The following is a 26,133-nucleotide window of genomic DNA, read 5'->3' as shown; positions in this document are numbered from 1 at the left end:
GGCGGATCTCCCTGGTGGACGGGGAAAACGAGATCGGGGCCAGGTCCCGGAAAAAGGCGATCGTCGACGCAGCGCGCCGGCGACCTGGGTTCAGCCGGCGCGCCGGGTTACGAGTCGCGAAGACAACGTCGGGCGCAGCACGGCGACAGGCTAACACGACCTTCGGAGGACGCGCACGGGTTGCGGGCCGGGGCCGGGGCCGGCTTGCGGGGGCTGGTTGGGGTGCTTGGCTCGCTGCCGGGCCGGCCGCGCGGGGTTGCGGCTGGTTGGCCGGGGTTGGTGGCCGCGGGGGGTTGCGGCTGGTCGGCCGTGGTTGGTGGCCGCGGGGGCGGTTGGCTGGCGGCCGGGCGGGGTTTGGCGTGGCGACCGGTCCGCTCGCCGCCGGGCCGGCTCGGGCGGCGGTCGGCGCGGGGTGGTGGCTGATCGGCGGGGCCGGTCGGCTCGCTTACTCGGCCGCTGAGCAGGCTCGAGCGGCGGTTGCGCGGGTGGCGGGTGATTGGCCGGGGTTGGTGGGGCGAGGGTGCGATTGGCTGGCGGCCGGTCCGCCCCGGCCGGCTGGGCCGGCTCGAGCGGCGGTTGCGCGGGTGGCGGCTGATCGGTGGGTGCTTGGCGGCCGGGCAGGGTTGGCGTGCCTCGCAGGGCTGCTCGCTTGCCTCGCCGCAGGCCGGCTCGAGCGGCGGCCGCGGCGTGGTGGCCGGTCCGCCCGGCCGCCTTCCGCCGGTCAGCTCGCCCGGATGATCCCCAGCCCCAGCGGGGTGATCTCGTGGATCTGCGACTTCCCCGACCGGTTGCTGCTGATCAGCCCGCTCGCCCGCAGCACCGACGCGTGCTGGCTCGCCGTCGCCGGGGAAATGCCCGTCAGGTCCGCCAGCTCGCTCGTGTTGCACCTCGTCGTCGCGATCGTCACCAGGACCTTCGCCCTCGTCTGGCCGAGCAGGGCCGCCAGCGAGGGGCCCGGCTCCGCGTCGCTGTCGAAGCGGGGGTGGCTGATCGAATACACCAGCGCCGGCGGGAGGAGCGGGTCCTTGTACGTCGTCGGCATGCCGTGGGCGAAGAACGCCGGGATCAGCCTCAGCCCGCGGCCGTCCAGGTGCAGCTCCTGGTCGATCGGGAACCGCACCCGCAGCACCGGCGGGGACCACGTCACCTCCGGGTGCAACGTCGAGAGCAGCAGCTGCGGCCCGCCGCGGTCCAGGTTCGCCTGCAGCCGCCTGCGGTCGCGGGCCACCGCCCGGCGCACCGTGGCCCAGTCCGGCGCCACGCACTGGCGGTAGTAGTCGTGGAGGGCCGCGCCCAGCCGCCGCAGTTCGCCCTGCTCGCCGTCGCCCACCCGGCGCAGCCACGCCGGCACGTGGGTGCCCTGCGCCGCCAGCTCGGCGACATCGGCGGCCAGCACCGGCGGGGGCGTCTCGAGCACCGCCGAGATCCCGTCGCCGATCGAGCGGGCACCGGCCGGGGTGAGGAAGTCCGGGCAGTACCCGTACGGCGGGACGGCGGACATCAGCAGCCGGCCGGACTGGGGGACCGCGGAGCGCGAGCCGCGCCGCCAGCGGCCGAAGAACGGCTCACCCTCCGGCCGCCGGATGCGGTAACTGCTCATCAGCAGCTCCCACATCGGGTCGGCGTCCTCGGCGATCGTCACCTTCGCGAGGTCCGCTTCGGTGAAGTGAACTTTCAACATCGATGGCGACCCCCTTTCCCGGCCGAGGGTAACGGGCACCGCGACGGCACCCGACAGGGGTCACGCGGCCGCCGGAAATTCACGCACCCAAGCCGGAATTCCACACGGTCTGGCGAGCCTTCTTCACTCTCCGCAAGGGTAAAAAGCCGCGTAGTGGCAGTTCACGCTGTGTGATTGGTGCGTACGGGGGAAACGATCGGCATTCCTTGACAACACCGCGGCTACCAGGGTTACGTCGTCGGCTGAATTCCGCGGAAAAGGAACCGGAAATCGTTCTCGGGCCACCGGTACGAATCGAGCCACGCCACCGATGAAAGAAGACGAACCCTCGACCCGCCGTTCCGCAGCCTCCTGGAATCCGGGCAGCTGGCGGTTGCGCACCAAGATCTCCGTAGTGCTGTTGCTGCCCGTGCTGGTCGCCTTGCTGCTGGCGGGTGGCCGGGTGCAGGCCGAGCTCGCCAGGGCGGGCGGGCTCAGCGCCGTCCGCGACCAAATGCCGGTCCTGCAAGGGATCTCCGAACTCGCCGGGCTGGTCGACGACGAGATGATCCACGACGGCGCGGCCGCCCAGACCGCCGCGGTCGACGAGAAAGCCGCCGTCGTCCGCCACGACGCCGCATTTTCCCAGCTCAACCCGGCGCTGTCGCGGGCATTGGAAGATCAGCTGGGTAAATTGGCCGACCTGCGGCAGCAGACCGGATCGCCTGCCGCGAAAACCGCGGCTTACCACGACTTCAACGTCTCGCTCAGCGAGGTGATCGGCGGCATCGCGGAGCAGGCCGGGAATGGTGATCTCGACGCTGCCGCGACCGTCACCGAATCATTGGTGCAGTTGAGGACCAGTCTGGCCGGGCAGCAGACATTGGCCGGCAGGGCCGAAGGCACTTCGGCGGCGGCCGCCGAACGCGCCGCGGCCGAAGAAACCGTACTCATCGGACAGATCAGGCGCGCGTTGCCCGCCGGCGCCGCGGCCGCCCGGTTCGCCGCGGCGACCAGTCCCGGTGCCGGGGGCGCCGAGGCGAAGCGCGCGGTGCTCGGCACCATCCTCGCCGAGCAGGTGAAAACGCTTTCGGACGCGGTCGGCGCGCAGACCAACACCGCCCGGTCCGACGCGTTGCGCGACACCGCGCTGGTGATCGCCTCGCTCCTCGGCGCGCTCGCCATCGCGCTCGCCGTGGCCCGGTCGGTGGTCGCCCCGATCCGCCGCCTGCACGCCGCCGCGCTCGACACCGCGCGCCGCCGCCTGCCCGGCACCATCGAACGCATCCGCGAAGGCGAGGACGTCGACTGGCGGACGATCGCGCCGCTGCCGGTCGACTCCGAGGAGGAGGTCGGGCAGCTCGCCCGGGCCTTCGACGACATGCACCGGCAGGCGGTGCGGCTCGCCGTCGGCGAGCAGGCCGAGATGCGGATCCAGGTCAGCGAGATGTTCATGACGCTGTCCCGGCGCAGCCAGTCGCTGGTGGAGCTGCAGCTGTCGGTGATCGAGGACCTCGAAGCCGACGAACAGGACCCGCAGCGGCTGGCCGAGCTGTTCCAGATCGACCACATCGCCACCCGGCTGCGGCGCAACGGCGAGAACCTGCAGGTCCTGGCGGGTGGCAGGCCGGTGCGCCGCGACGTCGGCCCGGTCGCGACGGTCGAGCTGCTGCGGGCCGCGACGTCGGAGGTCAAGGACTACCAGCGCGTCGCGCTCGGCAACGCGCCGCGCGGGTCGGTGCAGTCCGAGGCCGCGGCCGACGTCGTGCACATCCTCGCCGAGCTGCTGGAGAACGCCATCCGGTCGTCCCCGCCGGAGGAGCAGGTGGTGCTCACCGCCGACCGCGGCTTCGACGGCGGCCTGCTGATCGAGGTCGTCGACGTCGGGCTCGGCATGACCCGCGAAGACCTCGACGCGGCGAACGCCCGGCTGGCCGCCGGGGCCTCGGTCAGCCCGGAGACCACCCGCCGGATGGGCCTGTTCGTGGTGAGCAGGCTGGCCGCGTCGCACGGGATCACCGTCCGGCTGCGGCCCACGACCAGCCGGACCGCGAGTGCCGGCATCACCGCCAGCGTGCACGTCCCGGGTGTGCTGATCCAGGTCGACCTGCCGCCACGGGCCGTCCCGCCCGCGCCGGTCCCGGCGGTCAACGGCTCGGTCAACGGCTCGGTCAACGGCACCGCCAACGGCACGGCCCGGCACGAGCTCGAACCGCGGTGGCCCGCCGAAGAACCGCCGCCGGTGGCCGTGGCGGACCCGCCGACGCCGATCTTCGACCAGATGCTGTCGCACTGGTTCGCCGAGGCACCGGCGACCCCGGCCCGGCCCGGCACCTGGGCGACCCCGGCCGACCAGGTCCGGCAGGCCGCGGAGGCCGCGGTCGGCACCCTCGACGACGTCGAACTCACCGATTCGGGGCTGCCGACCCGGACGCCCGGTGCGCAGCTCGCGCCCGGCTCGGTCACCCCGCGTGCGCCGCAGCCGCCGGACCAGTCCTTCCGCGACCCGGCCGCGGTGCGGAACAACCTTTCCCGGCACTACAGCGGCATGCGCGCGGCCCGGCACCGGGTCGCGGGCGAGCCCGAGGCGGGGCGGCGATGAGCGCCCGGCAGGAAGGAGCGGAAGTGGCCGAGAGGTCCCGGAACTGGCTGGTTTCGGCGTTCACCCAGGAGGTGCCCGGTGTCGCGCACGCCGCGCTGGTCTCGGCGGACGGGCTGCTCGTGGCGGCGAACGAAACCCTGCCGCGCGACCGCGCCGACCAGCTCTCGGCGATCGCGTCCGGCCTCTCCAGCCTCGCGCTCGGCACCGCCGACCTGTTCACCGCGGGCCGGGTGGTGCAGTCGGTGATCGAGATGGAGCAGGGCTTCCTGCTGCTGATGAACGTCGGCGACGGCTCGAACCTGGTGGTGCTGGCCAACCCGGGCTGCGACATCGGGTTGGTGGGCTACGAGATGACGTTGCTGGTGGACCGGGTCGGGAAGGTGGTCGAGACCCCGGCTCGGCCCGCGGCCGCGCCGGGGGCGGCCCGGTGACCGAAGGCCGGCGACGCGAGGGCGGGCGGCACACGGCGTCGCTGGCCCGCCCCTACGCCTGGACCGCCGGGCGCACCCGGCCGACGGTCGACCTGGCGGTGGAAGCCCTGGTGGAGACGACGGCGGAGGGCCGCACGGCGCCCTTCAGCCCGACCAACCCCCTGGCCGTGGTGACGCAGTTCTGCCTGCACCAGCGGTCGGTGGCCGAGGTCGGCGCCCACCTGGGCGTGCCGCTCGGCGTGGCCAGGGTGCTCATCGGCGACCTGCTGATCGCCGGCCAGGTGTCGATCCGCGACACGCTCACCGCGGACGCCTCCTGGGACGAACGGAACGACCTGCTCGAAAGGGTCCTCAGTGGACTACGTGCACTCTGAAAGTGTCTCCGCAAGCGGTGCGCCCGGAAACGGTGCCGCCAAAGGCCGGATCACCTCGGCGAAGATCGTCGTGGCCGGCGGTTTCGGGGCCGGCAAGACGACGTTCGTCGGTGCCGTCTCGGAAATCGACCCGCTGCGGACCGAAGCCCTCATGACGTCGGCGGCCGTCGGTGTCGATGAAACCGAAGCGGTGCCGGGGAAGTTCGCCACCACGGTCGCGATGGACTTCGGCAGGCTCACCCTCGCCGAAGACCTGGTGCTCTACGTCTTCGGCACACCCGGCCAGCACCGGTTCTGGTTCATGTGGGACGACCTCGTCTGCGGCGCGGTGGCGGCGATCGTGCTGGTGGACACGCGCCGGCTGGCGGACTCCTTCGCCTCGATCGACTTCTTCGAGTCGCGCGGCCTGCCGTTCCTGGTCGCCATCAACCAGTTCCAGGACACCCGTCAGCACGGGCCGGAGCAGGTGCGCGAGGCCCTCAAGATCCCGGCCGCGGTGGAGGTCGTCACCTGTGACGCGCGGTCGCCGGAGTCGACGAAGCGGACCCTCATCGCCGCGGCCGAGCACGCGCTCGCCGAGCACCACGCCCCCCGATCACGGAAAGCCTGAAGGAGCCCGGGAAATGCCCATGGACCACGAAGACTTCGCGATGGGCAACTGGCTCGTCGTGCTCGCCTACCTCACTTCGGTGGTGGGGTGCGCCCTCGGCCTCGCCTGCACGCTGCAGGCGCGGTCCACCGACAGCCCGCGCGCCCGGCTGACCTGGCTGGGTCTTGCGGCGCTGTCGATCGGCGGGGTCGGCATCTGGGTCATGCACTTCATCGCCATGCTCGGGTTTTCCACGCCCGGCATGCCGGTGCGCTACGACATCCTGCGCACGGCGCTGTCGGCGGTGCTGTCGGTGGCGGCGGTGTTCTGCGGGCTGCTGGTGTTCGGCGTCCGCAACCGGTTCGCGTGGCGGCGGCTGCTGCTCGGCGGCCTGCTGACCGGGCTGGCGGTGGCCGTCATGCACTACACGGGGATGTGGGCGGTGCAGGTCAAGGGCACGATCGGCTACGACCCGACGCTGGTGGTGCTGTCGGTGGTCATCGCCGTGGTCGCGGCCACCGCGGCGCTGTGGTTCACGGTCGGGCTGGACAAGCTCCTGCCCCGGCTGGCGGCCGGCCTGGTGATGGGCGCGGCGGTCACCGGCATGCACTACACGGGCATGGCGGCGGTGCGCCTGCACCTGGACCCCGGAGCACCCGACCCGTCCGGCACGGAGGTGTTCTCGTTCCTGTTCCCGGTGTTCGTCCTCGCCGCGCTGGCGATGGCGGTCCCGATCTGCGCGGTCCTGATGGCGACGTCGAGCTCGGAGGCGCCCCGGCACACGACGGTCGCGTCCTAGTCCGGCGCGGACGTCGTGGCCACCGGGAACCGGTCGGCGCTGAAGTGGACCAGGATCGCGGTCGCCGTGGCGCAGACGAGGTCGCCCGCCTTGAGCTCGCCGGTGGCGTGGAGCTTGCGGCCCTCGCGGCGGACGAGCCGCCCCTCGGCGGTGAGCGGCACCGCGTAGGGCGTCCCGTGGTGGTAGTCGACCGTCAGGGACGCTGTCATGCCGGGGTAGCCGGCCGCGGCGGTGGCGCGGCCGACCACGTGGTCCAGCAGCGCGGCCACCCAGCCGCCGTGCACGCGCCCGGGCGGGCCTTCGTGCGCGGCACCGAGGAGGACGTCGGCGCGCACCGACTCCGGTCCCACGCGCACCCACGACATGGGTGGCGCAAGCGGGTTCCCCGGCCCTTCCAGGGGGTTGTTGATGCTCAGGTGACCGCCCTCTTCGAGGGCGGCGAGCAGCAACGGCTTCGCGCCGCCGGCGGCGCGAAGCGCCTCGGTGATGGCTTCCACCCGGCGGGCCGCGGCGGTGAGGCCGGCTTCGTCGTCGCGGACGCAGACGGAGGCTTCGATCAGGTCGCGGATGCGGGAGCCGAGGAGTGCCCGGGCGGGGGGTACGCCGTCGACGATCGGAAACGGGTTTTCGGTCATCGTGCTCCCCGTGGGGCTGGAACTAGAACGTGTTTCAGTCTAGCAGGGGAGGCGGGTGGGGCGGTGGGATCGATTGGGGGTGTGGGGTGCCTCTCGGAGTGCGGTGGGCAGCCGTCCTCAGAGCTTGCCGCCTGCTACCGGGGGCATGTCCGGGGCGGTTCCCTCTTCCGTGTCCGCCTCGCGGAACAGGTGGTTCTCCACCTCGAACAGGTTGGCGCCCGCTCGCTCGACGACCGTCAGCAGCGTGGACATCCGGGCCACCTCCTCCACCTGCTCCTTGAGGAACCAGTGCACGAACTGCTCGCCGAGGTAGTCCTCTTCCAGGCGGGCGGCCTTCGCCATCGCCTCGATGTCGGCGGTTACCGCGCGTTCCTGGGCCAGGGCCAGCTCGATCGCCTCGTGCACGCTCGAAAAGTCGTTCCGGACGTCGCCCGTTCCGGGGATCGCCACCGGCTCGTCGCGGTCCAGCAGGTAGCGGACCATCGCCAGTGCGTGGTTGCGCTCCTCGATCGACTGCCGGTAGAAGCGCTTGGCCAGGCGTGGCAGGTCGCGGGCGTCGAACCAGACGGCCAGGGCGATGTACTGCTGGGCGGCGGTGAACTCGTGGCGGATCTGCGTCCGCAGCAGCTCGGCGAACTTCCGGGTCTTGGCCATGCCCACAACCTACGACGGTTCCGGGCCGCGCAGCTACGCTCGGTGCGGTGACCATCGACCTCTCCGGCACGACCGCCTGCGTCACCGGCGCCTCCGGCGGCATCGGCCGGGGGATCGCGCTGCGGTTCGCCGAAGCGGGCGCGGCCGTGGCGGTGCACCACCGCCGTCCCGGGGCCGCCGACGACGTCGTCGCGGCGATCGGAGCCGCGGGCGGGCGGGCCCGCGCGTTCGCCGCCGAACTCACCGACGACCGGGCCTGCCACGCCCTGCTCGACGCCGTCGCGGACTGGGGCGGGCGGCTCGATGCGCTGGTCAACAACGCCGGTGCGCAGCCGGTCGAAGCCCTCGGCGAGCTGACCGCCGACCGCTGGCGGGCCATGCTGGACAGCACCCTGACCAGCGCGTTCTCCTGCACCCAGGCCGCGGCCCGGCTGATGGGCGACGGCGGGAGCGTCACGCACATCGCCTCGATCGAGGCCCGGCAGCCCGCGGCCGGGCACGTCCACTACAGCGCGGCCAAGGCGGCGCTGGTGATGCACGCCCGCGGCGCGGCACTGGAATACGGGCCGCGCGGGATCCGCGTCAACACGGTGTCGCCGGGGCTGATCGCCCGCGAGGGCCTGGAGCGGGACTGGCCGGAGGGTGTCGAGCGGTGGCGCCGCGCGGCGCCGCTGGGCCGGCTGGGCACGCCCGCCGACGTCGGCAACGCGTGCGTGTTCCTCGCCTCCCCGCTGGCGTCCTGGATCACCGGCCACGACCTGGTCGTCGACGGCGGTGTCACGGCTCACCCGACTTGGTGATGCCGGGCCGCGTATTGCGCTGCGTATCCAACCGTTGTCAATGAGCGGCGTGCGGGTTTAAGCTGTCCGCAACAATCGAATGTTATCGCTAACAGGATAGCGAAAGTTTCGAGAATTCGTCGAATTTCGAAACCGATGGCGAAAGTTTCGGCCGCCGTCGGTGCACTTCTCCCTGTCCCCAGGAGGTTGCGTGAAATCCCGGATCCGGTCCGTGCTCGCCGTCGCCGTCGTGCTGCTGACCGCCCTGCTCCACGCCCCGGCCGCGGAGGCCGCCCTGCCGGGCAGCTTCCGGTGGAGTTCCAGTGGGGCGCTCATCGCGCCGAAATCCGATGCCACGCACAACATCGCCGGCATCAAGGACCCGACGGTGGTCTACTCGGGCGGCAAGTACCACGTGTTCGCCAGCACCGCGAACGCCGCGGGCTACAACCTGGTGTACCTCAATTTCCCCGACTGGTCGCAGGCCGGTTCCGCCACCCAGCACTACCTGGACAAAACCGCGATCGGCTCCGGTTACCGGGCGGCTCCACAGGTCTTCTACTTCGCGCCGCAGGGAAAGTGGTACCTCGTCTACCAGAACGGCAACGCCGCCTACTCCACGAACAGCGACATCTCGAATCCCAGCGGCTGGAGCGCGCCGAAGAACTTCTACGGTGCGATGCCGGACATCATCAAGCAGAACATCGGCAACGGCTACTGGGTCGACATGTGGGTCATCTGCGACGCGGCCGACTGCTACCTGTTCTCCTCCGACGACAACGGGCACCTCTACCGCTCGCAGACCACCGTGGCGAACTTCCCGAACGGCTTCGGCAACACGGTGATCGCGATGCGGGACTCGAACAAGAACAACCTGTTCGAGGCGAGCAACGTCTACAAGATCGCCGGCCAGAACCAGTACCTGCTGCTGGTGGAGGCCATCGGCAGCGACGGGCGCCGCTACTTCCGCTCCTGGACGTCGTCGAGCATCGCCGGCACCTGGAACCCGCTGGCCGCCAGTGAAAGCAACCCCTTCGCCCGGGCGAACAACGTCACCTTCCCGGCCGGGCAGTGGTCGAAGGACATCAGCCACGGCGAACTGATCCGCTCCGGCAACGACCAGACGCTGCCGGTCAACCCGTGCCGGCTCCAGTACCTCTACCAGGGCAAGAACCCGAACGCGGGCGGCGACTACAACAGCCTGCCCTGGCGGCTCGGCCTGCTGACCCAGACCAACTCGAACTGCTGACGAAAGGACGGCGATGAAGACCCGATTGCTGGCCGCGGCGGCGGCACTGGCGATCGCGTTCACCGGCTTGGCCGGGGTCGCGAACGCGGAGTCGAACGGCGGGGTGCGGATCATGCCGCTCGGCGACTCGATCACCCACGGCACCGGCGTGCCCGGCGGCTACCGGATCGGCCTGTGGCAGCGCCTCGCCGCCGGCCGCTACACCAACGACTTCGTCGGTTCCCAGTTCAACGGGCCCGCCAGCCTGTGGGACCACGACCACGAAGGGCACCCCGGCTGGCGCATCGACCAGATCGACGCGAACGTCACCGGCTGGATGCGCACGTACAACCCGCGCTCGGTGCTGCTGCACATCGGCACCAACGACGTGCTGCAGAACTACAACGTCGCGGGCGCGCCCGGCCGGCTCTCCACGCTGCTCGACCACCTCACCGCCGCCGCGCCGAACGCCGACGTGTTCGTCGCCCAGCTCATCCCGATCGGGTGGGCGAGCGGGGACGCCGCCGTGCGGACGTTCAACAGCGCGCTGCCCGGGATCGTGCAGAGCAAGGTGAACGCCGGCAAGCGCGTGCACCTGGTGGACATGCACAGCGCGGTGTCCACCGCCGACCTCACCGACGGCGTCCACCCGAACGCCACCGGCTACGACAAGATGGCGGCCGTCTGGTACAACGCCCTGCGGTCGGTCCCGGGCAGCATCGGCAACCCGCGCGCCGCGGTGGCCACCGAGGCGCTCGCGGCGGCAACCCTGGGCTCGGCGGCCGCGGCGAAGGGCAAGACGTTCGCCGCCGCCGTCGCCAACGGCCACCTCGGCGAAGCGGCGTACACGAGCACCCTGGACCGCGAGTTCACCGGCGTCACCCCGGAGAACGAAATGAAGTGGGACGCGACCGAGCCGTCGCGGGGCTCGTTCCGCTTCGGCGGCGGCGACGCCATCGTCAGCCACGCCCAGAGCCACGGCCAGAAGGTCCGCGGCCACACGCTGGTGTGGCACGCCCAGCTGCCGGGCTGGGTGAGCGGCATCGGTTCCGGCTCCGACCTGCTCGCGGCCATGCGTGCCCACATCAGCGGCGTGGCCGGGCACTACCGCGGGAAGATCGCCTACTGGGACGTCGTCAACGAGGCGTTCAACGAGGACGGCACCCGCCGCCCGTCGGTGTTCCAGCAGCGCATCGGCAACGGCTACATCGAGGAGGCGTTCCGCGCCGCCCGCGCGGCCGACGGTTCCGCGAAGCTCTGCTACAACGACTACAACACCGACAACCAGAACGCCAAGAGCAACGGCATCTACGACATGGTGCGCGACTTCAAGGCCCGTGGCGTGCCGATCGACTGCGTCGGGTTCCAGGCCCACCTCTCGGCCGGGCAGAACCTCTCGACGATGCAGGCCAACCTCCAGCGGTTCGCGGCGCTCGGCGTCGACGTGAACATCACCGAACTCGACGTCGGCGGGTCCGGCACCGCCCAGGCGAACACCTTCGGCCAGGTCGTCCGGGCCTGCCTGGCGGTTTCGCGCTGCACGAGCATCACCACGTGGGGCGTCACCGACAAGTACTCCTGGCGCAGCGGCAGTACCCCGCTGCTGTTCGACGGCAACTACGCCAAGAAGCAGGCCTACACCGCCGTGCTTCAGGCTTTCGGTGCGGCGTAAAGGAGATACGCGATGAAACGCATGCTCGGTGTCCTGCTGGCACTGGTGGTCATGGTCACCGGTCTGGCCGCGCCCGCCCAGGCGGCGGCGTTGACCAGGGTGACGAACTTCGGCAACAACCCGACGAACCTGAACATGTACGTCTACGTCCCCGACCGGGTCGCGGCCAAGCCGGCGCTGCTGGTGCTGGTGCACTACTGCGGCGGCTCGGCCAGCTCGATCTTCGGCTGGAACGGCAAGGACTACGTCACCGCGGCCGACCGCTACGGGTACGTCATGGTGCTCCCGGAAGCGACCCGCAGCGAGAAGTGCTTCGACGTCTCGACGCCGAACGCGTTGCGGCGGGGCGGCGGCGGCGACTCGACCGGGATCATGTCGATGGTCGCCTGGGCCAAGTCCCGCTACAACGTCGATCCCTCGCGGGTCGTCGTCAGCGGGTTCTCGTCCGGGGCGATGATGACGAACGTGCTGGCCGCCCAGTACCCCGACGTGTTCGCCGCGGCCTCGGCGTTCTCCGGCGTGCCCGCGGGCTGCTTCGCCACCACGAACGGCTCGCTGTGGAACAGCACCTGCTCCGGCGGGAAGTCGATCAAGACCGCGCAGCAGTGGGGCGACCTGGCCCGGGCGATGTACCCCGGCTACACCGGCCGCTACCCGCGGATGCAGCTGTGGCACGGCACGACCGACACGACGCTGTCGTACCCGAACTTCGGGGAAGAGATCAAGCAGTGGACCAACCTGAACGGGTTGAGCCAGACCCCGGCGTTCACCGACCACCCGCAGTCGTCGTGGACGCGTACCCGGTACGGCAACACGAGCACCCAGGCCACGGTGGAGGGCGTCAGCATCGCCGGCGTCGGGCACCAGCTGCCGATGACCGGCCAGCTGGCGTACGCGATCTCGTTCCTCGGCCTCGACCACTGACCCCGGAAACCGGGGAAGCGGCGCACCCCCAGTGCGCCGCTTCCCCGGTTGTTCAGTGGCAGAAGGAGACTTCCGGATACCCCGGCCGGTCGAGCACCGGCCGCGGCTCGCCCCGCAGGTGCCGGTCGAAGAACGCGTTCACGTACGTCCGCGTGATCTCCTGCGTCCGCAGCGCGGTCGTCGTCGCGCCGTAGTCGACGCCGAATTCGTCGCCGACCAGGCCCACGTCGGTGAAGGACGCGTGCTGCGCGCCCCGCACGTCCGCCCAGCGCTTCCAGCCGGTGAGCTGCGGCCAGTCCCGCTCCCACGTCGGGTCGCCCGGCACGCACGCGGTGGCCCCGAGCTGGTGGCCGAGGAACATGAACGGCCGGGACAGCCCGGTCAGCGGGACGTGGGTCGTGCCGTCGATGTTCATCCCGGCCTTGAGCCGGCTGTCGGCGACCATCGCCGGCAGGGTGCTCGCGCCGCCGATGGAGTGCCCGGCCACGCCGACCCGCTCCGGGTCGATCAGGCCGGGGCGGGAGCGGAGCAGCGAGTCCAGCACGAACGACACGTCGGTGGCCCGGCCCCGTTCCAGTTTCTCCCAGAAAGCGTCGTCGTGCGGGACTTCGCAGGAGGCGCACCCGGCGAAGCGGCCGTCCGGGAAGCTCTGGCCGGCGTTTTCGTAGGTGTGGCCGACCAGCGCGACGGCGTACCCGTGGCTGGCGAGGTCCTCGGCCAGCGCGCTCAGCGTGGCGCGGGGCTTGGTGTAGCCGGGCGAGAGCACGATCAGCGGCAGGCCGCGGCCCGCCGGGCGGGCGCCGTCGACGGAGTTGGTCACGGTCCCGGCGAGCGTGCCGGGTGGCACGTCGAGGCCGCTGCCCGCCAGCAACGCCGCCGACTCGGCCGGCGTCAGGTACTGCGACTTCGGTCCCTTCGCCGACGCGGCCGGGTAGAAGAGCGTGACCATCAGCTCCCGGTAGGGGACCGACGGCACCCACGGATCCGGGCGCGAAGTGTCCTTCAAGTACACCGCGGTGCTGCCCACCGGCCGGTCGCCGGTCGGGGCGGGCAGGTACGGCGTCGACGTCCGGGTCAAGGCCACCTCCGGGTACCGGGCGGACGGCTGGTCCAGCAGTGGCTGCGGCCGCCCGCGCAGGTGCTGGTCGAAGAACGCCCGGACGTACGCGGCGGTGATCGCCTGCCCGCGCACGGCCGGGGTGGTCGCGCCGAAGTCGATGCCGAGCTGTTCGCCGACCAGGCCGAGGTCGGTGAACGACGGGTGCTGCGTCCCGGCCACGGTGAACCGGCGCTGCCAGCCCGTGAGCTGCTTCCAGGTGTCGTCGCCTGGGGCGTTCGCCCGGCCCAGGAACAGGACCGGCCGGTCGAGCGCGGCGGGCAGCGGGTCGTCCGCCGGGCCGTCGATGGTCGCCCCGGCCTTGAGCCGCGGGTCGGCCGCCAGCGCGGCCGGCACACCGGCGGTCCCGGCCAGGCCGATCCGGGCCGGATCGATCAGCGCCGCCCACTTCGACCGGAGCAGCGAGTCCAGCACGGCCGGGACGGCCACGTCTTCGCCGGCCCGGGCGGCCACGGCGACGAGCGTGCCGTGGCTCGCCAGGTCCTGCGCCAGCGACGTGAGTTCGCCGCGTGGCCGCCGGGCCCCCGGGTCGAGGACGACCAGCGGCAGGTGGTGCCCGGCCGGCGGGGCGTCGAGCACCGAATCCGTGCGGATGCCGGCCAGGACCGAGGGCGCCACGCCGGTGATGCCCTCCTGGTCGAGGACGGCTTTCGCCTCGGCTTCGGTCATGAAGTGCGACTTCGGGCCGTTCGCGGAAACGGCGGGGTAGAACAGGGACACCGGGAGGTCCGGTGGCGATGTCGTGCCCACCGGCCGGTCGCCGGTCGGTTCGGCCAGGGTGAGCGCCGGGGCCGCCGACGCGGCCGGTGACGTCAGCGCGAGCGTGAGGGCAGTGGTGACCACGATGCTCTTGATTCTCATCCGATGAACGTCACTTCCGGGTAAGCGGGCGAGGGCGCGGCCAGCAGCGGCTGCGGGCGGCAGCGCAGGTGCTGGTCGAAGAAAGCGCTTACGTAGGTCCGGGTGACGGCCAGCGCGCGGTACGGGTCGATCGTGTCGCCGATGTCGACGCCCAGCTGGTCGGCGAGCACGCCGAGGTCGGTGAACGACGGGTGGACCGTGCCCGACACCATGATCCAGCGCTTCCAGCCGGTCAGGTGCGTCCAGTCGGTTTCCCAGTCGTCGTACGGCCCCGGTGCGCCCGGCGTGTAGTTGTCCATGCTGCCCACGAACATGAACGGGCGGGACAGCCCGGACGCCGGGATCGGGACGTGCACGCTGCCGTCGAGGTCGGCGCCCGCCCGGATCCGCGGGTCGGCCAGCATCGCCTGGGTGGTGATCGCGCCACCCGCGGAGTGCCCGGTCATGCCGATCCGCTGCGGGTCGATCAGCGCGCCCCACCGCGAGCGCAGCAGCTCGTCGAGCACGAACGAAGTGTCCTTGGTGCGGACCTGCGCGAACTTCTCCCAGAAGCCGGGCTGGTCGTCGACCTCGCAGGCGGCGCAGCCGGTGACGTGGCCGTCGGGGAAGGTGGTGGCGCGGTTTTCGTAGGTGTGGTCGATCGCCGCCACGGCGTACCCGCGGCTGGCGAGGTCCTCGGCCAGCGCGGTGAGCGTCGCCCGCGGCTGGGTCCAGCCCGGGGACAGCACGACCAGCGGCAGGCTGTGCCACCGCCCGGCCGGCTTCGCGTCGACGACGGCGTTCGTCCGGACCGTGCTGAAGACGTCCAGCGGCAGGCCCGGGATGTTCTGCCGCTCGAGGTTGCGCTGGGACTCGAGCGGGGTCATGTACTGCTTCTTCGGGCCTCCTCCCGAGGTCGCCGGGTAGAAGAGCGAGACCATCAGCTCCCGGTAGGGCACCGTGGGCACCCACGGGTCGGCGCGCGAAGTGTCCTTCAGGGACAGTGAGGTGACACCGACGGGCGAGTGCCCGGTCGGGCGGGGCAGGTACGGTGTCGTGGCCGCCGAAGCGGGTGCCGACAGAGCAACGGTGAGAGCGGTGGCTACCGCGAGTGTGCGCATGATTCCCCCAGTCGGAATCGTCAGGACAGGTGGCGGAGACGGCGGAAGCAGAACCAGGTGAGCAGGGCGGTCAGCGCGAGGTAGAGCGCGAGTTCGAGCCACTGCAGCGGCCAGAACCGCGAGCCCGGCTGGTAGGTCACGCGCTGGTGGTAGCCGTGCGCGCCCAGGCGGGCCACGCACGCCTGGATGTCACCGCGCTCCGGCGGGGCGGCCCCCGGCCGCGGCGAGCAGGCCTGCAGGAAGTCCGGCATCGAGGTGACCACGTTCCCGGACGGGTCGATGGTTTCGTTCGCCAGCTCCCACGCCCCGGCCGGCTTCCGCACGCCGATCTCGGTGATCCCCTGCTTGTCGTTGCCGGTGATGTTCGTGATGTTCTCGGGCGTGATCGCGACGGTCTCGGTCTGCGGCGGCACCAAGTACGGGCGCACCAGCAGCGGGACCGCGAGCAGCACCGCGGCGAGCGCGACGACGGTGACGGCCATCGCGGCCACCGTCCGCCGCAGCACCATGCCCACCGCGACGCCGAGGACGAGCGCGAAAGCGGCGTAGCCGATCGGGGCGATCCCACGCGCGGCGAACACCACCGGCGAGATGCGCGCGAGCATCCCGCGGTCGGTCTGGACCGCGGAGAGCGCGTCGATCGGGCTCGCCCACCAGGAGACCGCCGTGCTCAGCACCGCGGCGGCGAGCATCGCGGCGAGGAGGCCGAACCCGAGCTTGGTGGTGAGCCACCGCTTCCGCGTGACGGTCTGGTTCCACACCAGGCTGTGCGTGCCGCTCTCCAGCTCGCGGGTGATCATCGGGACGCCCCAGAACACGCCGATCACCGCGGGCAGCAGGTACAGCACCAGGATGGTGCCGCCGAAGAGGGCGTCCTGATCGGAGAAGTCCGTGCGACCGACCAGTTCCGGCCCGGTGATCGCGAGCACGACGGCGATCGCGGCCAGGCCGGCGAGCATCGACAACGCCGGGGTGCGGAACTGGCGCCAGGTCAGCCAGGTCATCGGAGGACCTCCAGGGCGGGGCGGGCGGCGGTGGGGTTGCTCATGTACTCGAGGACGAGGTCCTCCAGCCCGATCTGCCCGACCGTCCACGCGGGATCGAGGATCGGCGCTTCGGTGCGGACGAGCACGGTGGTCTGGCGGTCGGTGTGCTTGGCCGAGACGACGTGCTGGTCCGCCGGCAGCGTGTCGAGGTCGCGGCGCGGACCGGACAGCCGGTGGTGGGTGGCGAGCAGCGTCTCCACCTCGCCGATCACCCGGACCTGCGAAGCCACCAGGACGACGAGGTGGTCGCAGACCCGCTCCAGGTCGTTGACCAGGTGCGAGGACATCACGACCGACAGCCCGTGCTCGGCGACGGCCTCCATCAGGTCCTGCAGGAACTCCCGGCGGGCCAGCGGGTCCAGTGCCGCGACCGGCTCGTCGAGCAGCAGCAGTTCGGGGCGCTTGGCGATGCCGATCGTGAGCGCCAGCTGCGCGCGCTGGCCGCCCGACAGCTTGCCCGCGTGCTGCTTCGGGTCCAGCCCGAGCCGTTCGATGCGCTTTTCGGCGAGCGAGGCGTCCCAGCGCGGGTTGAGGTGGGCGCCGAGCCGCAGGTGGTCCTCGATGGACAGTCCACTGTAGACCGGCGTGTTCTGGGCGACGTAGCCGACCTTGGCCAGCTGTGCCGGGCCGCTGCCCGGTACCCCGCCGCACACCTCGATCGTGCCGGTCGTCGGCTCCAGCATGCCGGCCGCGATGTTCAGCAGCGTCGACTTGCCCGCCCCGTTGGGCCCGACGAGCCCGGTGACGTGGCCGGCTTCGATCTCCAGTGTGCAGCCGGTGAGCGCCTGCTTGCGCTTGTAGTTCTTGCCCAGTCCCTGGGCCTTCAGGACGGTCACGCTATTCCCTCTCTGGCGGAGTCGCGAAACGTGGACATCAGCAGGGCCTCGATGCTCTCTTCGTCGAGGCCGGCCTTGCGGGCCTTCCCCAGCCAGCGGCGCAGGTCCTGCCGCAACGGGCCCATCGCGGCGAACGAAGCACCGCCGTTGAGCGTCGCCGTCACGAAGGTGCCGACGCCGGGGCGGGCCGAGACCAGGCCGTCGTGCTCCAGTTCGCGGTAGGCCTTCAGCACGGTGTTCGGGTTGATCGCGAGGCTCGCGACCACGTCCTTGACCTTCGGGAGCTGGTCTCCCTCGGACAGCAACCCGAGGCGCAGCGCGTGCCGCACCTGCTGGACCAGCTGCTGGTACGGCGACAGGCCGGACCTCGTGTCCAGGTGGAATTCGATCATCGGCAACTCCATTTAACTAGGTTCCTAGTACTATAGCTATGTCGCGCCGCCGAGCGCCAGTGCCGTCCCGGGGCTTCGCCGCCCGGAACCCCCGGACAGCCGCGGTGATCTTTTTCGGCGACCGGAGCCAACCTCGCCACCCCCTCGGCCGTCTGTGGTGGTGATCGTTTCCCTTCTTCGAGAGGAACTTTTCGTGCCTCGATTTTCTGGGGGAGGCATCGTGCGCGGCGTGGTCGTCGCGCTCGGTGTCTCGATGGCCGTCGTGGCGGGACCGGCGGTCGCGTCGGCTTCCGTGGACAGCGTGCCGACGCCGCAGCTGAGCTGGGCCGACTGCGCCGACGGGTTCCAGTGCGCCAAGGCGTCCGTGCCGCTGGACTACGACCGGCCGTCCGGCGCGAAGATCGACCTCGCGCTCATCAAGCTGCCCGCCACCGACCCGAAGCACCGGATCGGTTCGCTGTTCGTCAACTTCGGCGGCCCCGGCGCGTCCGGCCTGCAGCGGTTGCGGGAGCGCGGCAAGTGGCCGTGGCTGTTCTCCGACGAGCTGCGCGCGCGGTTCGACCTGGTCTCGTGGGACCCGCGCGGGATCGCCAACAGCACGGCGGTCCGCTGCTTCGACACCGTGGCCGAGCAGCAGGACTTCTTCGGCTCGTTCCCGGAGATGCCGGGCGACCCGAGCGGCAACGCGGCCTTCTACGCCAAGTCGAAGGAACTCGCCGACCGCTGCTCGGCGAAGGCCGGCCCGATCCTGGAGCACGTCTCCACGGCCAACACCGCCCGTGACCTGGAACTGCTGCGCCGCGCGGTCGGCGACCCGAAGCTGAACTACCACGGCATTTCCTACGGGACGCAGCTCGGGGCGACCTACGCGAACCTGTTCCCCGACCGGATCCGGGCGATGGTGTTCGACGGCACCATGGACTTCGCCGGCAACTCGACCGGCCAGAACGGCAACGGCAAGAGCGTCCCGCTCGACACCCGCCAGGACGTCGCGACCGGCATCGCGCAGACCTTCGAGCAGTTCCTGCGGCTGTGCACGGAAGCCGGTCCGAAGTGCGCGTTCTCCTCGGGTGACCCGAAAGCGAAGTGGGCGGCGCTCACCGCCCGGGCCAAGCAGGCCCCGATCGTCAGCGACGGCGAGACGTGGACGTACTCGGGGATCATCAACGCGGCCGCCGACCTCTCCGACTCACGCGGCTGGGCCGACATCGCCGCGCTGCTGCAGCGGCTTTACGACGCTCCGGCCACGCCGGCCCTGCGCACCGCGGCTGTCAAGGGCGAGCAGTACGTTTCGAACCGGACCGAAGCGTTCAACGCCATCCAGTGCAGCGACAGCGACGTGCCGACCGACCCGGCGGTCTACAGCCGGTACGCCGAGTCGGAAGACCAGCGCGTGCCGTACTTCGGGCGGATCGCGGTGCTGGACATGATGAGCTGCGCGTTCTGGAAGGCGAAGGACACCGACCGCTACACCGGCCCGTGGAACCGCCCGACGTCGGCGGAGATCCTCGTGCTGAACAACCGCTACGACCCGTCCACCCCGGTGCACGGCGCCCGCGACGGCGCCGCGGAACTGGCGCGGGCGCGGGTGTTCGTGACCGAGGGCTACGGGCACTCGTCGATGTACGTGCCGAGCACGTGCACCGAGAAGGTCAAGCGGGACTACCTGGTCTCGGGCACCTTCCCGGCCGCGGGCCAGACCTGCACGATCGACGCCAGTCCCTTCGCGGGCTGATCCTCCTCGCGGCGGGCCGCACCGGCAGCGGTGCGGCTCGCCGCCACGAAGGCGTCTCGCGGGTGCTGCACCGACGCCAGGCTGAGGATGTCGCGGCCGAACAGCGCCTGCGTCAGCCACCCCGCCAGCACCCGCACCTTGCGTTTCCAGGTGGGCACGGCGAGCACGTGGTAGCCGCGGTGCATCAGCCACGCCGGGAGTCCTTTGAGGACGATGCGCCGGTACTGGAAGATCCCGCGGCCGAGGCCGAGCGTCGCGATGGCGCCCAGGCTGTGGTGCACGTACGGCTTCGGTTCCCAGCCGCGCAGCGTCGCGATGATGTTGCGGGCCAGCAGTTTTCCCTGCCGGTAGGCGTGCTGGGCGTTGGGGACCGTCCGCGCGCCCGGAACCGGCGAGGCGAGGTCGGGCACCGCGGCGTCGTCCCCGGCCGCCCAGGCGTCGGCCACGCCCGCGACCCGCAGGTCCGGGCGCACGACCAGGTAGCCGCGTTCGTCGACCGGGAGGTCGGTGTGCCGCCCGACGACGGGGTTGGCGCCGTTGCCCGCGGTCCAGACGATCAGCTCCGAGTCGAACCCCTCGCCGGTCGAAAGCGTTACGTGGCCGTCCTTCGCCGACGTCACCAGGGTGTTCAGGTGGACGCGGGCACCGCGGCGTTCCAGCTCCCGCACGACCCAGCGGCCCGGCCGGTCGGTGACCTCGGGCAGGATGCGGTCCGACGCCTCGACGAGGTGGAACCGCAGTTCGTCGCGGTGCAGCTCCGGGTAGCGCTTGAGCAACGCCGTTGCCAGCGACAGCAGCTCGCCGAAGCCTTCGACGCCCGAGAAGCCGCCGCCGACGAAGGTGACGGTGAGCAGCTTCCGCCGCCTGCGCCCGTCGGGCAGCGCGGCGGCGCGGTCGAAGGCGGTGAGCAGCCGGTCCCGGATCGCGACGGCCTCTTCGACGTGCTTGAGGCCGATGGCCTGCTCGGCGATGCCGGGCACGGGCAGGGTCCGGGTGACCGCGCCGGCGGTGACGGCGATCAGGTCGTAGCTTCGTTCGAAGGCTTCCCCGTCGGCGGTTTGCACGGTGACGACGCGGTGGGCGTGGTCGATGGCGGTCACCTTCCCGGCGATGACGTGCGTGCGGCGCAGGTGCCGCCGCAGCGACACGGCGGCGTGCCGCGCCTCGACCGAGCCGGCCACGACCTCGGGCAGGAACGGCTGGTAGGTGAGGTAGGGCCGCGGGTCGACGAGGGTGACCTCGGCCTCCCCGCGACGCAGCTTCTTCTCGAGCTTCCAGGCGGCGTAGAACCCGGCGTAACCGCCGCCGACGATCAGGATCCGGCGCATTTCGTCCTCTTTTCTCGCTTCACCCCCTGGACGAGGTGGCGGACGGTGGTGTGACCGCGATGTGCGTCACAGCCCGGTGCGGCAGAATCCCGGGAATGGCCTACACCGTCCGGCCCCTCGACACCTCGACGTGGGCGTCGTTCACGGAGCTCGCCGAGCGCAACAACGGCGTCTTCGGCGGCTGCTGGTGCCTCGGGTTCCACCCGGAACGCGCCCAGCGGGGGCCGGTCCGCCGCGAGCTCAAGGAGGAGCGCGTCCGGACCGGCGGGGCGCACGCCGCGCTCGTGTTCGGCGAGGACGGCCTCGCACAGGGGTGGTGCCAGTACGGCAGCCCCGAAGAGCTGCCCGGCATCAAGCACCGGCGTGCCTACGACAAGGACGCCCCGCCCCCGCCGGACTGGCGGATCACCTGCTTCTTCGTCGACAGGAAGCACCGGGGCCACGGCGTCGCGCGGGCGGCGCTGGCCGGGGCGCTCGACCTGATCGCGCTGGCCGGCGGCGGGCTCGTCGAGGCCGTCTCCGAGGTGACCGCCGGCCGGGACGCGCCGGCGAGGTTCCTGTTCACCGCCACCGTGGAGCTGTTCGAGGAGTTCGGGTTCGCCCGGGGGCGGCAGCTGGGCACGCACGCGTGGATCGTGAGCCGGGTGGTCGGTTCAAGGTGACTTCCAGGCAGGACGGCGACACGTGGGACCTGGCGTCGAGCGTCGGCGCGACCGCCACGATGGCCGCGGCGGCGCGGGCGATGGCGGGCCGCTCGGACCCCGCGCGCATCGACGACCGCTTCGCCGAGCCGCTCGTCCGCGCGGTCGGCGTCGACCTCCTCACCCGGCTGGCGAGCGGCGAAGCGGCGCCCGGCGAGCTGGTCGAGCAGGTGTGGATCGACGTGGCCAAGGTGCGGACGCGGTTCTACGACGGCTTCTTCCGCGAGTCGGCGCTCCCGCAGGCGGTGATCCTGGGCGCGGGGCTGGATTCGCGCGCGTACCGGCTGCCGTGGCCCGCCGGGACCGTCGTGTACGAGCTCGACCGGCCGGAGGTGCTCGGGTTCAAGACCCGCACCCTGGCCGGGCTGGGCGCCGAGCCCGCCGCCGACCGGCGGGTGGTGGCGGCCGACCTGCGCGAGGACTGGCCCACCGCGCTGTCCGCCGCCGGCTTCGACCCGCACCGGCCGACCGCGTGGAGCGCCGAGGGCCTGCTCGGCTACCTGCCACCGGAGGCGCAGGACCGGCTCCTCGACACGATCACCGGGCTCAGCGCGCCGGGCAGCCGCGTGGCCACCGAGAGCCGGCCCAACCCCCGGCCGGGTGACGAGGCCCGGACGAAGGCGGGCCTGGACCGGATCTCCGGGCGCTGGCGCGAGGAGAGCTTCGACACGGACATGGCGAAGCTGCGTTACTTCGGTGAACGCAACGAAGCGGAGCCCTACCTGGCCGCTCGTGGCTGGGTGCTGACCGGGAACACCGTCCGCGAGCTGCTCGCCGCCCACGGCCTCGCGTCGCTGGGGGACGACGAGCTGCGCACGGGCGACGTGCGGTACGTCAGCGGCGTCCTCCCCCGGATGTGGCCCTCCGCTTGACAGCGGGCCGCCGCGTCTCGCAGTATGCGAACAAGTGTTCGATAAGTGTTCTGGGTTCGCCCGGTGGGCGTCTCCGGTACGAGTACGTGGTGCTGGAGGTGAGCGGCGGTGGCGGTGCCGGAGGCGTTCACGGCCATCCCGGGGGTCCGCACGGCGGCGCAGCTGCGGGCGCCGGAAGACGGGCAGCTGCTGACGGTGCTGCCCGAGCTGGCCCGCCTGCTCCCCGGCGGCGGGTTGCGGCGGGGGAGCACGATCGCGGTGCGCGGCGCGACCTCGCTGGTACTGGCCCTCCTGGCGGCGGCGACCCGCGACGGTTCGTGGGCCGCGGTGACCGGCCTCCCGGGACTGGGCCTGGCCGCGGCGGCGGAGCTCGGCGTCGACCTGGAGCGCGTCGCGCTGGTCCCGGACCCGGGCGCGGAGCTGGTGGCGGTGCTGTCGGCCCTGGTGGACGGCTTCGACCTGGTGGTCCTCGGCCCGGCTTCGGTGCCGCCGCAGACGGCGCGCCGGCTGGCGGGCCGGGTCCGCAACCGGGGGACGGTGCTGCTGACGGCGGGCGCGTGGCCGGGAGCGGACCTGGAGCTGACGGTGTCGGGCCGCCGCTGGCACGGCCTGACCCAGGACGGCCACGGCCACCTGTGCACCCGCGACGTGGTGGCCACCAGCCACGGCCGGGGAGCGGCGGCGCGCCCGGCATCGGTGCGGCTGTCGTTGCCGGGCCCGGAGGGAGCGCTCGCCGGCGCCGGCGCCGGGCCGGCGGGGCAGCGGCTGGCCGAGGTGGCCGGGTGACCCCGGCGGCATGCCGAGGCAGCCGCGCGGCCGGCCGGGGCGCGGGATGATCCCGCGAGTTCCGCCCCCGATCACGCGAGTTCCGTCCCCGATCACGCGAGTTTCGTCTCCGCTCCCGCGGGTTTCGGGCTTGAGCACGCTCGTTCCGGTCTTGCTCGTGAGCGCGGCCTCGCAGCCGTCCGGGCGCACTTCTCCCGTGGGCACCACGCTTCCACTCCGGCGGCCGGAGCAGGCCGCCGGATGACCGATGCGCCACGGTTGCTCGTGCTGTGGTGCCCGGACTGGCCCGTCGTCGCCGCCGGGGCCGCTGCCGGGACGCCGCCCGCTGCGGCCGCCGCCGTTTTCGCCGCCAATCGGGTCGTCGCCTGCTCCGCTTCCGCGCGGCACCACGGTGTCGGCCGGGGGATGCGGCGGCGGGATGCCCAGTCGCGGTGTCCCGGGCTCGTCGTGCACCAGCACGATCCCGATCGCGATGCCCGGCTGTTCGAACCCGTGGCCGCCGCCGTCGAAGCGCAGGCCGTCGGGGTCGAGGTCGTGCGGCCCGGGCTGGTCGCCGTGCCCGTCGACGGGGCCGCCGGCTACTTCGGCGGGGAGGCCGCCCTCGCCGAACTGCTCATCGACGAGGTCGCCGCGCGCGCCGGGGTCGAATGCCAGGTGGGCGTCGCCGACGGGGTGTTCGCCGCCACCCTCGCCGCCCGCCGGTCGACGCTCGTGCCGCGCGGGCAGGCGGCCGCGTTCCTCGCGCCGCTCCCGATCACCGAGCTGAACCAGCCGGGTGACGACCGCGGGGAGCTCGTCGACCTGCTCAAACGGCTCGGGCTGCGCACCCTCGGCGCGTTCGCCGCGCTGGCCGAACGCGACGTCGCCGGCCGCTTCCCGAAGGACGCCGTCGCCGCGCACCGCCTCGCCCGCGGCCTCTCCGAACGCCCGCCGCTGCGCCGCGCCCTGCCGCCGGACCTCGCCGTCACCGAAACCTTCGACGAGCCGCTGAGAAGGATCGACGAAGCCGCCTTCGTCGCGAAGACCCTCGGCGAGCGCTTCTTCGCCGGGCTGGCGAACCACGGCCTCGCCTGCACGCGCCTGGCCATCGTCGCCGTCACCGAAGCCGGCGAAGAACGCGTGCGCGTCTGGCGCTGTGCCGAGCCCCTCACCGCCCGTTCGACGGCCGACCGCGTGCGGTGGCAGTGCGAAGGCTGGCTCACCGCGCGGGACCGGCCCACCGCCGGCATCGTCCGGCTGCGCCTCGACCCCGAAGAGGTCGTCGGCGGCCAGGCGCTGCAGCTGCAGCTCGGCTCGGTGGGCCGCGACGCCGACGCCGCCGAACGCGCCGCCCGCGCCCTGGTCCGCATCCAGGGCCTGCTGGGCCCGGACGCGGTGGTCACCCCGCTGCTGGACGGCGGCCGCGGCCCGGCCGAACGCGTCCGGCTCATCCCGTGGGGCGAGCCCCGCCGTCCGCTCGCCGCCGACCGGCCGTGGCCGGGCCGCCTGCCCGCACCCTCCCCGACGGTCGTGCCGCCCCACCCGGTGCCGGCCGAGGTGCTCGACGCGGTCGGCGACGTCGTGCGCTGCACGGAGCGCGGCGAACTCGGCTACCCGCCGTCGACGGTCGCCGTCGAAGGGGGACCGCCGCGCCGGGTCATCGGTTCGGCAGGCCCGTGGGTGGTGCACCCGGCCCTCGCCGGCCGCCGCGGCGAGCGTCCCCTCGCCCGCGTCCAGGTGGTGCTGGAGGGCGACACCGCGGACGACGGCGACATCGCGCTGCTGATCAGCGCCACCGTCGGAGACGATCCACAGTGGACGGTGGAGGGCTGTTACGACTAGCGCCCGCCGGGCAGCTCCCGGTCACTCCGAGACCGCGGGCCGGTCGAGCTCGCGGTCGATGCGGTCGAGCACCTTCCCGGAGATCCGGTGCAGCGTCCGCAGCTCGTTCGCGCCGAGAACGTCGACGAACAGCTCGAGTACCCGCGCCACGTGGGCGGGCGCCGCGCCGACGAGGTAGGCGTGCCCCGCTTCGGTCAGCACGGCTCGCGTGTAGCGCCCGTTCGCGGGGTCCGGCTCGCGAAACACCAGGCCGCGGTTCTCCAGCCGGCGGATCAGGTGGGAAAGGCGGGACAGTTCCGTGTTGGCCAGGAGGGCGAGCTCGCTCATCCGCAGGCGGCGCCCCGGCTGGTCAGACAGGTGCGCCAGGACGTAGTACTCGATCAAGCTGAGCTTCGAGTCCTGCTGGAGCTGCACTTCCAAAGCCGCGGGCAGCCGCTGGAGCAGTTTCATGAATCCGCGCCACGCTGCCAGCTGGTCGTCGGTGAGCCAGCGCGGCTCGGCCGCCTCGGGGTCCTTCGGAGCAGGCATGCGGGGAGTGTACTGGGGAGATCGTACTTGAATCTTCAAGTCAGAAGCGCTAGTTTGACTTGAAGATTCAAGTCCCGAAGAGTTGGAGGAGCCACCCGTGAGCGATCTGAAGCTCGCCGTCGTCCTCGGCAGCACCCGTCCCGGCCGCAACGGCGAAGCCGTGGCCGACTGGGTCATGACCAAGGCAAAGGAACGCACCGGCGCCGGCTACGAGCTGGTCGACCTGCTCGACCACCCGCTGCCGCACCTGGACGAGCCCATCCCCGCCAGCGCCGGCAAGTACGCCGGGGAACACACCAAAGCCTGGGCCGCCACCATCGCGAAGTTCGACGGCTTCGTCTTCGTCACCCCCGAGTACAACCACTCCACGTCCGCGGTGCTGAAGAACGCCATGGACTACCTCTACGCCGAGTGGAACAACAAGGCCGCCGCCTTCGTCTCCTACGGCTCGCTCGGCGGCGCCCGCGCCATCGAGCACCTGCGCGCGATCTGCAGCGAACTGCAGCTCGCCCACGTCCGGCAGCAGCTGTCCTTTTCCCTGCTCGACGACTTCCGGAACTTCGCCACCTTCACCCCCGCGGCCGCGCACGACCACGCCGCCACGATCCTGTTCGACCAGCTCGAAGCCTGGGCCGGCGCGCTCAAGACCGTCCGGAACTGATC

25 protein-coding genes are annotated in these 26,133 nt (G+C 72.0%); 15 read left to right on the top strand and 10 right to left on the bottom strand.

The window, feature by feature from the left end:
- Positions 1-721: 721 nt before the first annotated feature.
- Positions 722-1,681, bottom strand: a complete 960-nt coding sequence (locus tag ACWEGE_RS33475) for an ArsR/SmtB family transcription factor (protein WP_449664463.1) — start codon at positions 1,679-1,681, stop codon at positions 722-724.
- 373 nt (positions 1,682-2,054) lie between these two features.
- Between ACWEGE_RS33475 and ACWEGE_RS33470 the strand changes: the two genes are divergently transcribed.
- Genes ACWEGE_RS33470 through ACWEGE_RS33450 form a run of 5 tightly spaced genes read left to right on the top strand, consistent with a single transcriptional unit; the run spans position 2,055 to position 6,455 of the window.
- On the top strand, positions 2,055-4,262 hold the full coding sequence (locus tag ACWEGE_RS33470) for a HAMP domain-containing sensor histidine kinase (protein ID WP_449664462.1): 2,208 nt from the start codon (positions 2,055-2,057) through the stop codon (positions 4,260-4,262).
- Complete coding sequence (locus ACWEGE_RS33465; RefSeq protein WP_449664461.1) at positions 4,259-4,693, top strand: roadblock/LC7 domain-containing protein; 435 nt, start codon at positions 4,259-4,261, stop codon at positions 4,691-4,693. Before ACWEGE_RS33470 ends, ACWEGE_RS33465 begins: the two co-directional genes overlap by 4 nt.
- Positions 4,690-5,067, top strand: a complete 378-nt coding sequence (locus ACWEGE_RS33460; protein ID WP_449664460.1) for a DUF742 domain-containing protein — start codon at positions 4,690-4,692, stop codon at positions 5,065-5,067. The genes ACWEGE_RS33465 and ACWEGE_RS33460 overlap by 4 nt, the downstream gene beginning before the upstream one ends.
- Entirely contained in the window at positions 5,048-5,677 is a 630-nt protein-coding gene (locus ACWEGE_RS33455; RefSeq protein WP_449664459.1) for a GTP-binding protein, read from the top strand. Before ACWEGE_RS33460 ends, ACWEGE_RS33455 begins: the two co-directional genes overlap by 20 nt.
- Before the next feature lie 19 nt (positions 5,678-5,696).
- Positions 5,697-6,455, top strand: a complete 759-nt coding sequence (locus ACWEGE_RS33450; protein WP_449664493.1) for an MHYT domain-containing protein — start codon at positions 5,697-5,699, stop codon at positions 6,453-6,455.
- Here ACWEGE_RS33450 and ACWEGE_RS33445 read toward each other — a convergent pair.
- Positions 6,452-7,090 (bottom strand): PaaI family thioesterase, encoded by a 639-nt coding sequence (locus tag ACWEGE_RS33445; protein WP_449664458.1) that lies wholly within the window; start codon positions 7,088-7,090, stop codon positions 6,452-6,454. The genes ACWEGE_RS33450 and ACWEGE_RS33445 overlap by 4 nt on opposite strands.
- A gap of 117 nt (positions 7,091-7,207) precedes the next feature.
- Entirely contained in the window at positions 7,208-7,744 is a 537-nt protein-coding gene (locus ACWEGE_RS33440) for a ferritin (RefSeq protein ID WP_449664457.1), read from the bottom strand.
- A 53-nt stretch (positions 7,745-7,797) separates the two neighbouring features.
- Here ACWEGE_RS33440 and ACWEGE_RS33435 point away from each other — a divergent pair, with 53 nt between their 5' ends.
- The 4 genes from ACWEGE_RS33435 to ACWEGE_RS33420 all read left to right on the top strand — a co-directional run bounded on the left by ACWEGE_RS33435 (position 7,798) and on the right by ACWEGE_RS33420 (position 12,347).
- Entirely contained in the window at positions 7,798-8,544 is a 747-nt protein-coding gene (locus ACWEGE_RS33435; protein ID WP_449664492.1) for an SDR family NAD(P)-dependent oxidoreductase, read from the top strand.
- Between the two features lie 190 nt (positions 8,545-8,734).
- Positions 8,735-9,772: a non-reducing end alpha-L-arabinofuranosidase family hydrolase gene (locus ACWEGE_RS33430; RefSeq protein WP_449664456.1), complete on the top strand. Its 1,038-nt coding sequence runs from the start codon at positions 8,735-8,737 to the stop codon at positions 9,770-9,772.
- 13 nt (positions 9,773-9,785) lie between these two features.
- The gene (locus tag ACWEGE_RS33425; protein WP_449664455.1) at positions 9,786-11,423 is read left to right on the top strand and encodes an endo-1,4-beta-xylanase; all 1,638 of its coding nucleotides are present in this window, start codon (positions 9,786-9,788) and stop codon (positions 11,421-11,423) included.
- 12 nt (positions 11,424-11,435) lie between these two features.
- On the top strand, positions 11,436-12,347 hold the full coding sequence (locus tag ACWEGE_RS33420; RefSeq protein ID WP_449664454.1) for an extracellular catalytic domain type 1 short-chain-length polyhydroxyalkanoate depolymerase: 912 nt from the start codon (positions 11,436-11,438) through the stop codon (positions 12,345-12,347).
- 52 nt (positions 12,348-12,399) lie between these two features.
- On the opposite strand, the gene ACWEGE_RS33415 is transcribed toward ACWEGE_RS33420, so the two are convergent.
- Genes ACWEGE_RS33415 through ACWEGE_RS33395 form a run of 5 tightly spaced genes read right to left on the bottom strand, consistent with a single transcriptional unit; the run spans position 12,400 to position 17,699 of the window.
- The gene (locus ACWEGE_RS33415) at positions 12,400-14,325 is read right to left on the bottom strand and encodes an alpha/beta hydrolase (protein ID WP_449664453.1); all 1,926 of its coding nucleotides are present in this window, start codon (positions 14,323-14,325) and stop codon (positions 12,400-12,402) included.
- On the bottom strand, positions 14,322-15,425 hold the full coding sequence (locus ACWEGE_RS33410; protein WP_449664452.1) for an alpha/beta hydrolase family protein: 1,104 nt from the start codon (positions 15,423-15,425) through the stop codon (positions 14,322-14,324). Before ACWEGE_RS33410 ends, ACWEGE_RS33415 begins: the two co-directional genes overlap by 4 nt.
- 20 nt (positions 15,426-15,445) lie before the next feature.
- Entirely contained in the window at positions 15,446-16,429 is a 984-nt protein-coding gene (locus ACWEGE_RS33405; RefSeq protein ID WP_449664451.1) for a transporter, read from the bottom strand.
- Entirely contained in the window at positions 16,426-17,307 is an 882-nt protein-coding gene (locus ACWEGE_RS33400; protein ID WP_449664450.1) for an ABC transporter ATP-binding protein, read from the bottom strand. Before ACWEGE_RS33400 ends, ACWEGE_RS33405 begins: the two co-directional genes overlap by 4 nt.
- Positions 17,304-17,699, bottom strand: coding sequence for a GntR family transcriptional regulator (locus tag ACWEGE_RS33395; RefSeq protein WP_217709672.1), 396 nt, complete (start codon positions 17,697-17,699; stop codon positions 17,304-17,306). The genes ACWEGE_RS33400 and ACWEGE_RS33395 overlap by 4 nt, the downstream gene beginning before the upstream one ends.
- A 220-nt stretch (positions 17,700-17,919) precedes the next feature.
- Here ACWEGE_RS33395 and ACWEGE_RS33390 point away from each other — a divergent pair, with 220 nt between their 5' ends.
- The gene (locus ACWEGE_RS33390) at positions 17,920-19,434 is read left to right on the top strand and encodes an alpha/beta hydrolase (protein WP_449664449.1); all 1,515 of its coding nucleotides are present in this window, start codon (positions 17,920-17,922) and stop codon (positions 19,432-19,434) included.
- Here the strand turns inward: ACWEGE_RS33390 and ACWEGE_RS33385 are convergent.
- The gene (locus ACWEGE_RS33385; protein ID WP_449664448.1) at positions 19,362-20,762 is read right to left on the bottom strand and encodes an NAD(P)/FAD-dependent oxidoreductase; all 1,401 of its coding nucleotides are present in this window, start codon (positions 20,760-20,762) and stop codon (positions 19,362-19,364) included. The genes ACWEGE_RS33390 and ACWEGE_RS33385 overlap by 73 nt on opposite strands.
- Positions 20,763-20,857: 95 nt before the next feature.
- On the opposite strand from ACWEGE_RS33385, the gene ACWEGE_RS33380 reads away from it, so the two are divergent.
- From ACWEGE_RS33380 to ACWEGE_RS33365, 4 genes are all read left to right on the top strand, one after another.
- Positions 20,858-21,424: a GNAT family N-acetyltransferase gene (locus tag ACWEGE_RS33380; protein ID WP_449664447.1), complete on the top strand. Its 567-nt coding sequence runs from the start codon at positions 20,858-20,860 to the stop codon at positions 21,422-21,424.
- The gene (locus ACWEGE_RS33375; RefSeq protein WP_449664446.1) at positions 21,421-22,335 is read left to right on the top strand and encodes an SAM-dependent methyltransferase; all 915 of its coding nucleotides are present in this window, start codon (positions 21,421-21,423) and stop codon (positions 22,333-22,335) included. The genes ACWEGE_RS33380 and ACWEGE_RS33375 overlap by 4 nt, the downstream gene beginning before the upstream one ends.
- Before the next feature lie 108 nt (positions 22,336-22,443).
- Positions 22,444-23,121: a hypothetical protein gene (locus tag ACWEGE_RS33370; RefSeq protein ID WP_449664445.1), complete on the top strand. Its 678-nt coding sequence runs from the start codon at positions 22,444-22,446 to the stop codon at positions 23,119-23,121.
- A 240-nt stretch (positions 23,122-23,361) separates the two neighbouring features.
- Positions 23,362-24,942 carry a DNA polymerase Y family protein gene (locus ACWEGE_RS33365; RefSeq protein ID WP_449664444.1) on the top strand — a complete coding sequence of 527 codons (1,581 nt, stop codon included), beginning with the start codon at positions 23,362-23,364 and terminating at the stop codon, positions 24,940-24,942.
- Positions 24,943-24,963: 21 nt separating this feature from the next.
- Here ACWEGE_RS33365 and ACWEGE_RS33360 read toward each other — a convergent pair whose 3' ends face one another.
- Entirely contained in the window at positions 24,964-25,470 is a 507-nt protein-coding gene (locus ACWEGE_RS33360; RefSeq protein WP_449664443.1) for a MarR family winged helix-turn-helix transcriptional regulator, read from the bottom strand.
- 97 nt (positions 25,471-25,567) lie between these two features.
- On the opposite strand from ACWEGE_RS33360, the gene ACWEGE_RS33355 reads away from it, so the two are divergent.
- The gene (locus tag ACWEGE_RS33355; protein WP_449664442.1) at positions 25,568-26,131 is read left to right on the top strand and encodes an NADPH-dependent FMN reductase; all 564 of its coding nucleotides are present in this window, start codon (positions 25,568-25,570) and stop codon (positions 26,129-26,131) included.
- Positions 26,132-26,133 lie beyond the last annotated feature (2 nt).

Source organism: Amycolatopsis sp. NPDC004747 (genome assembly GCF_053601335.1).
Note: the sequence above shows the minus strand (reverse complement) of the source record. Positions and strands in the feature narration are given on the sequence as shown.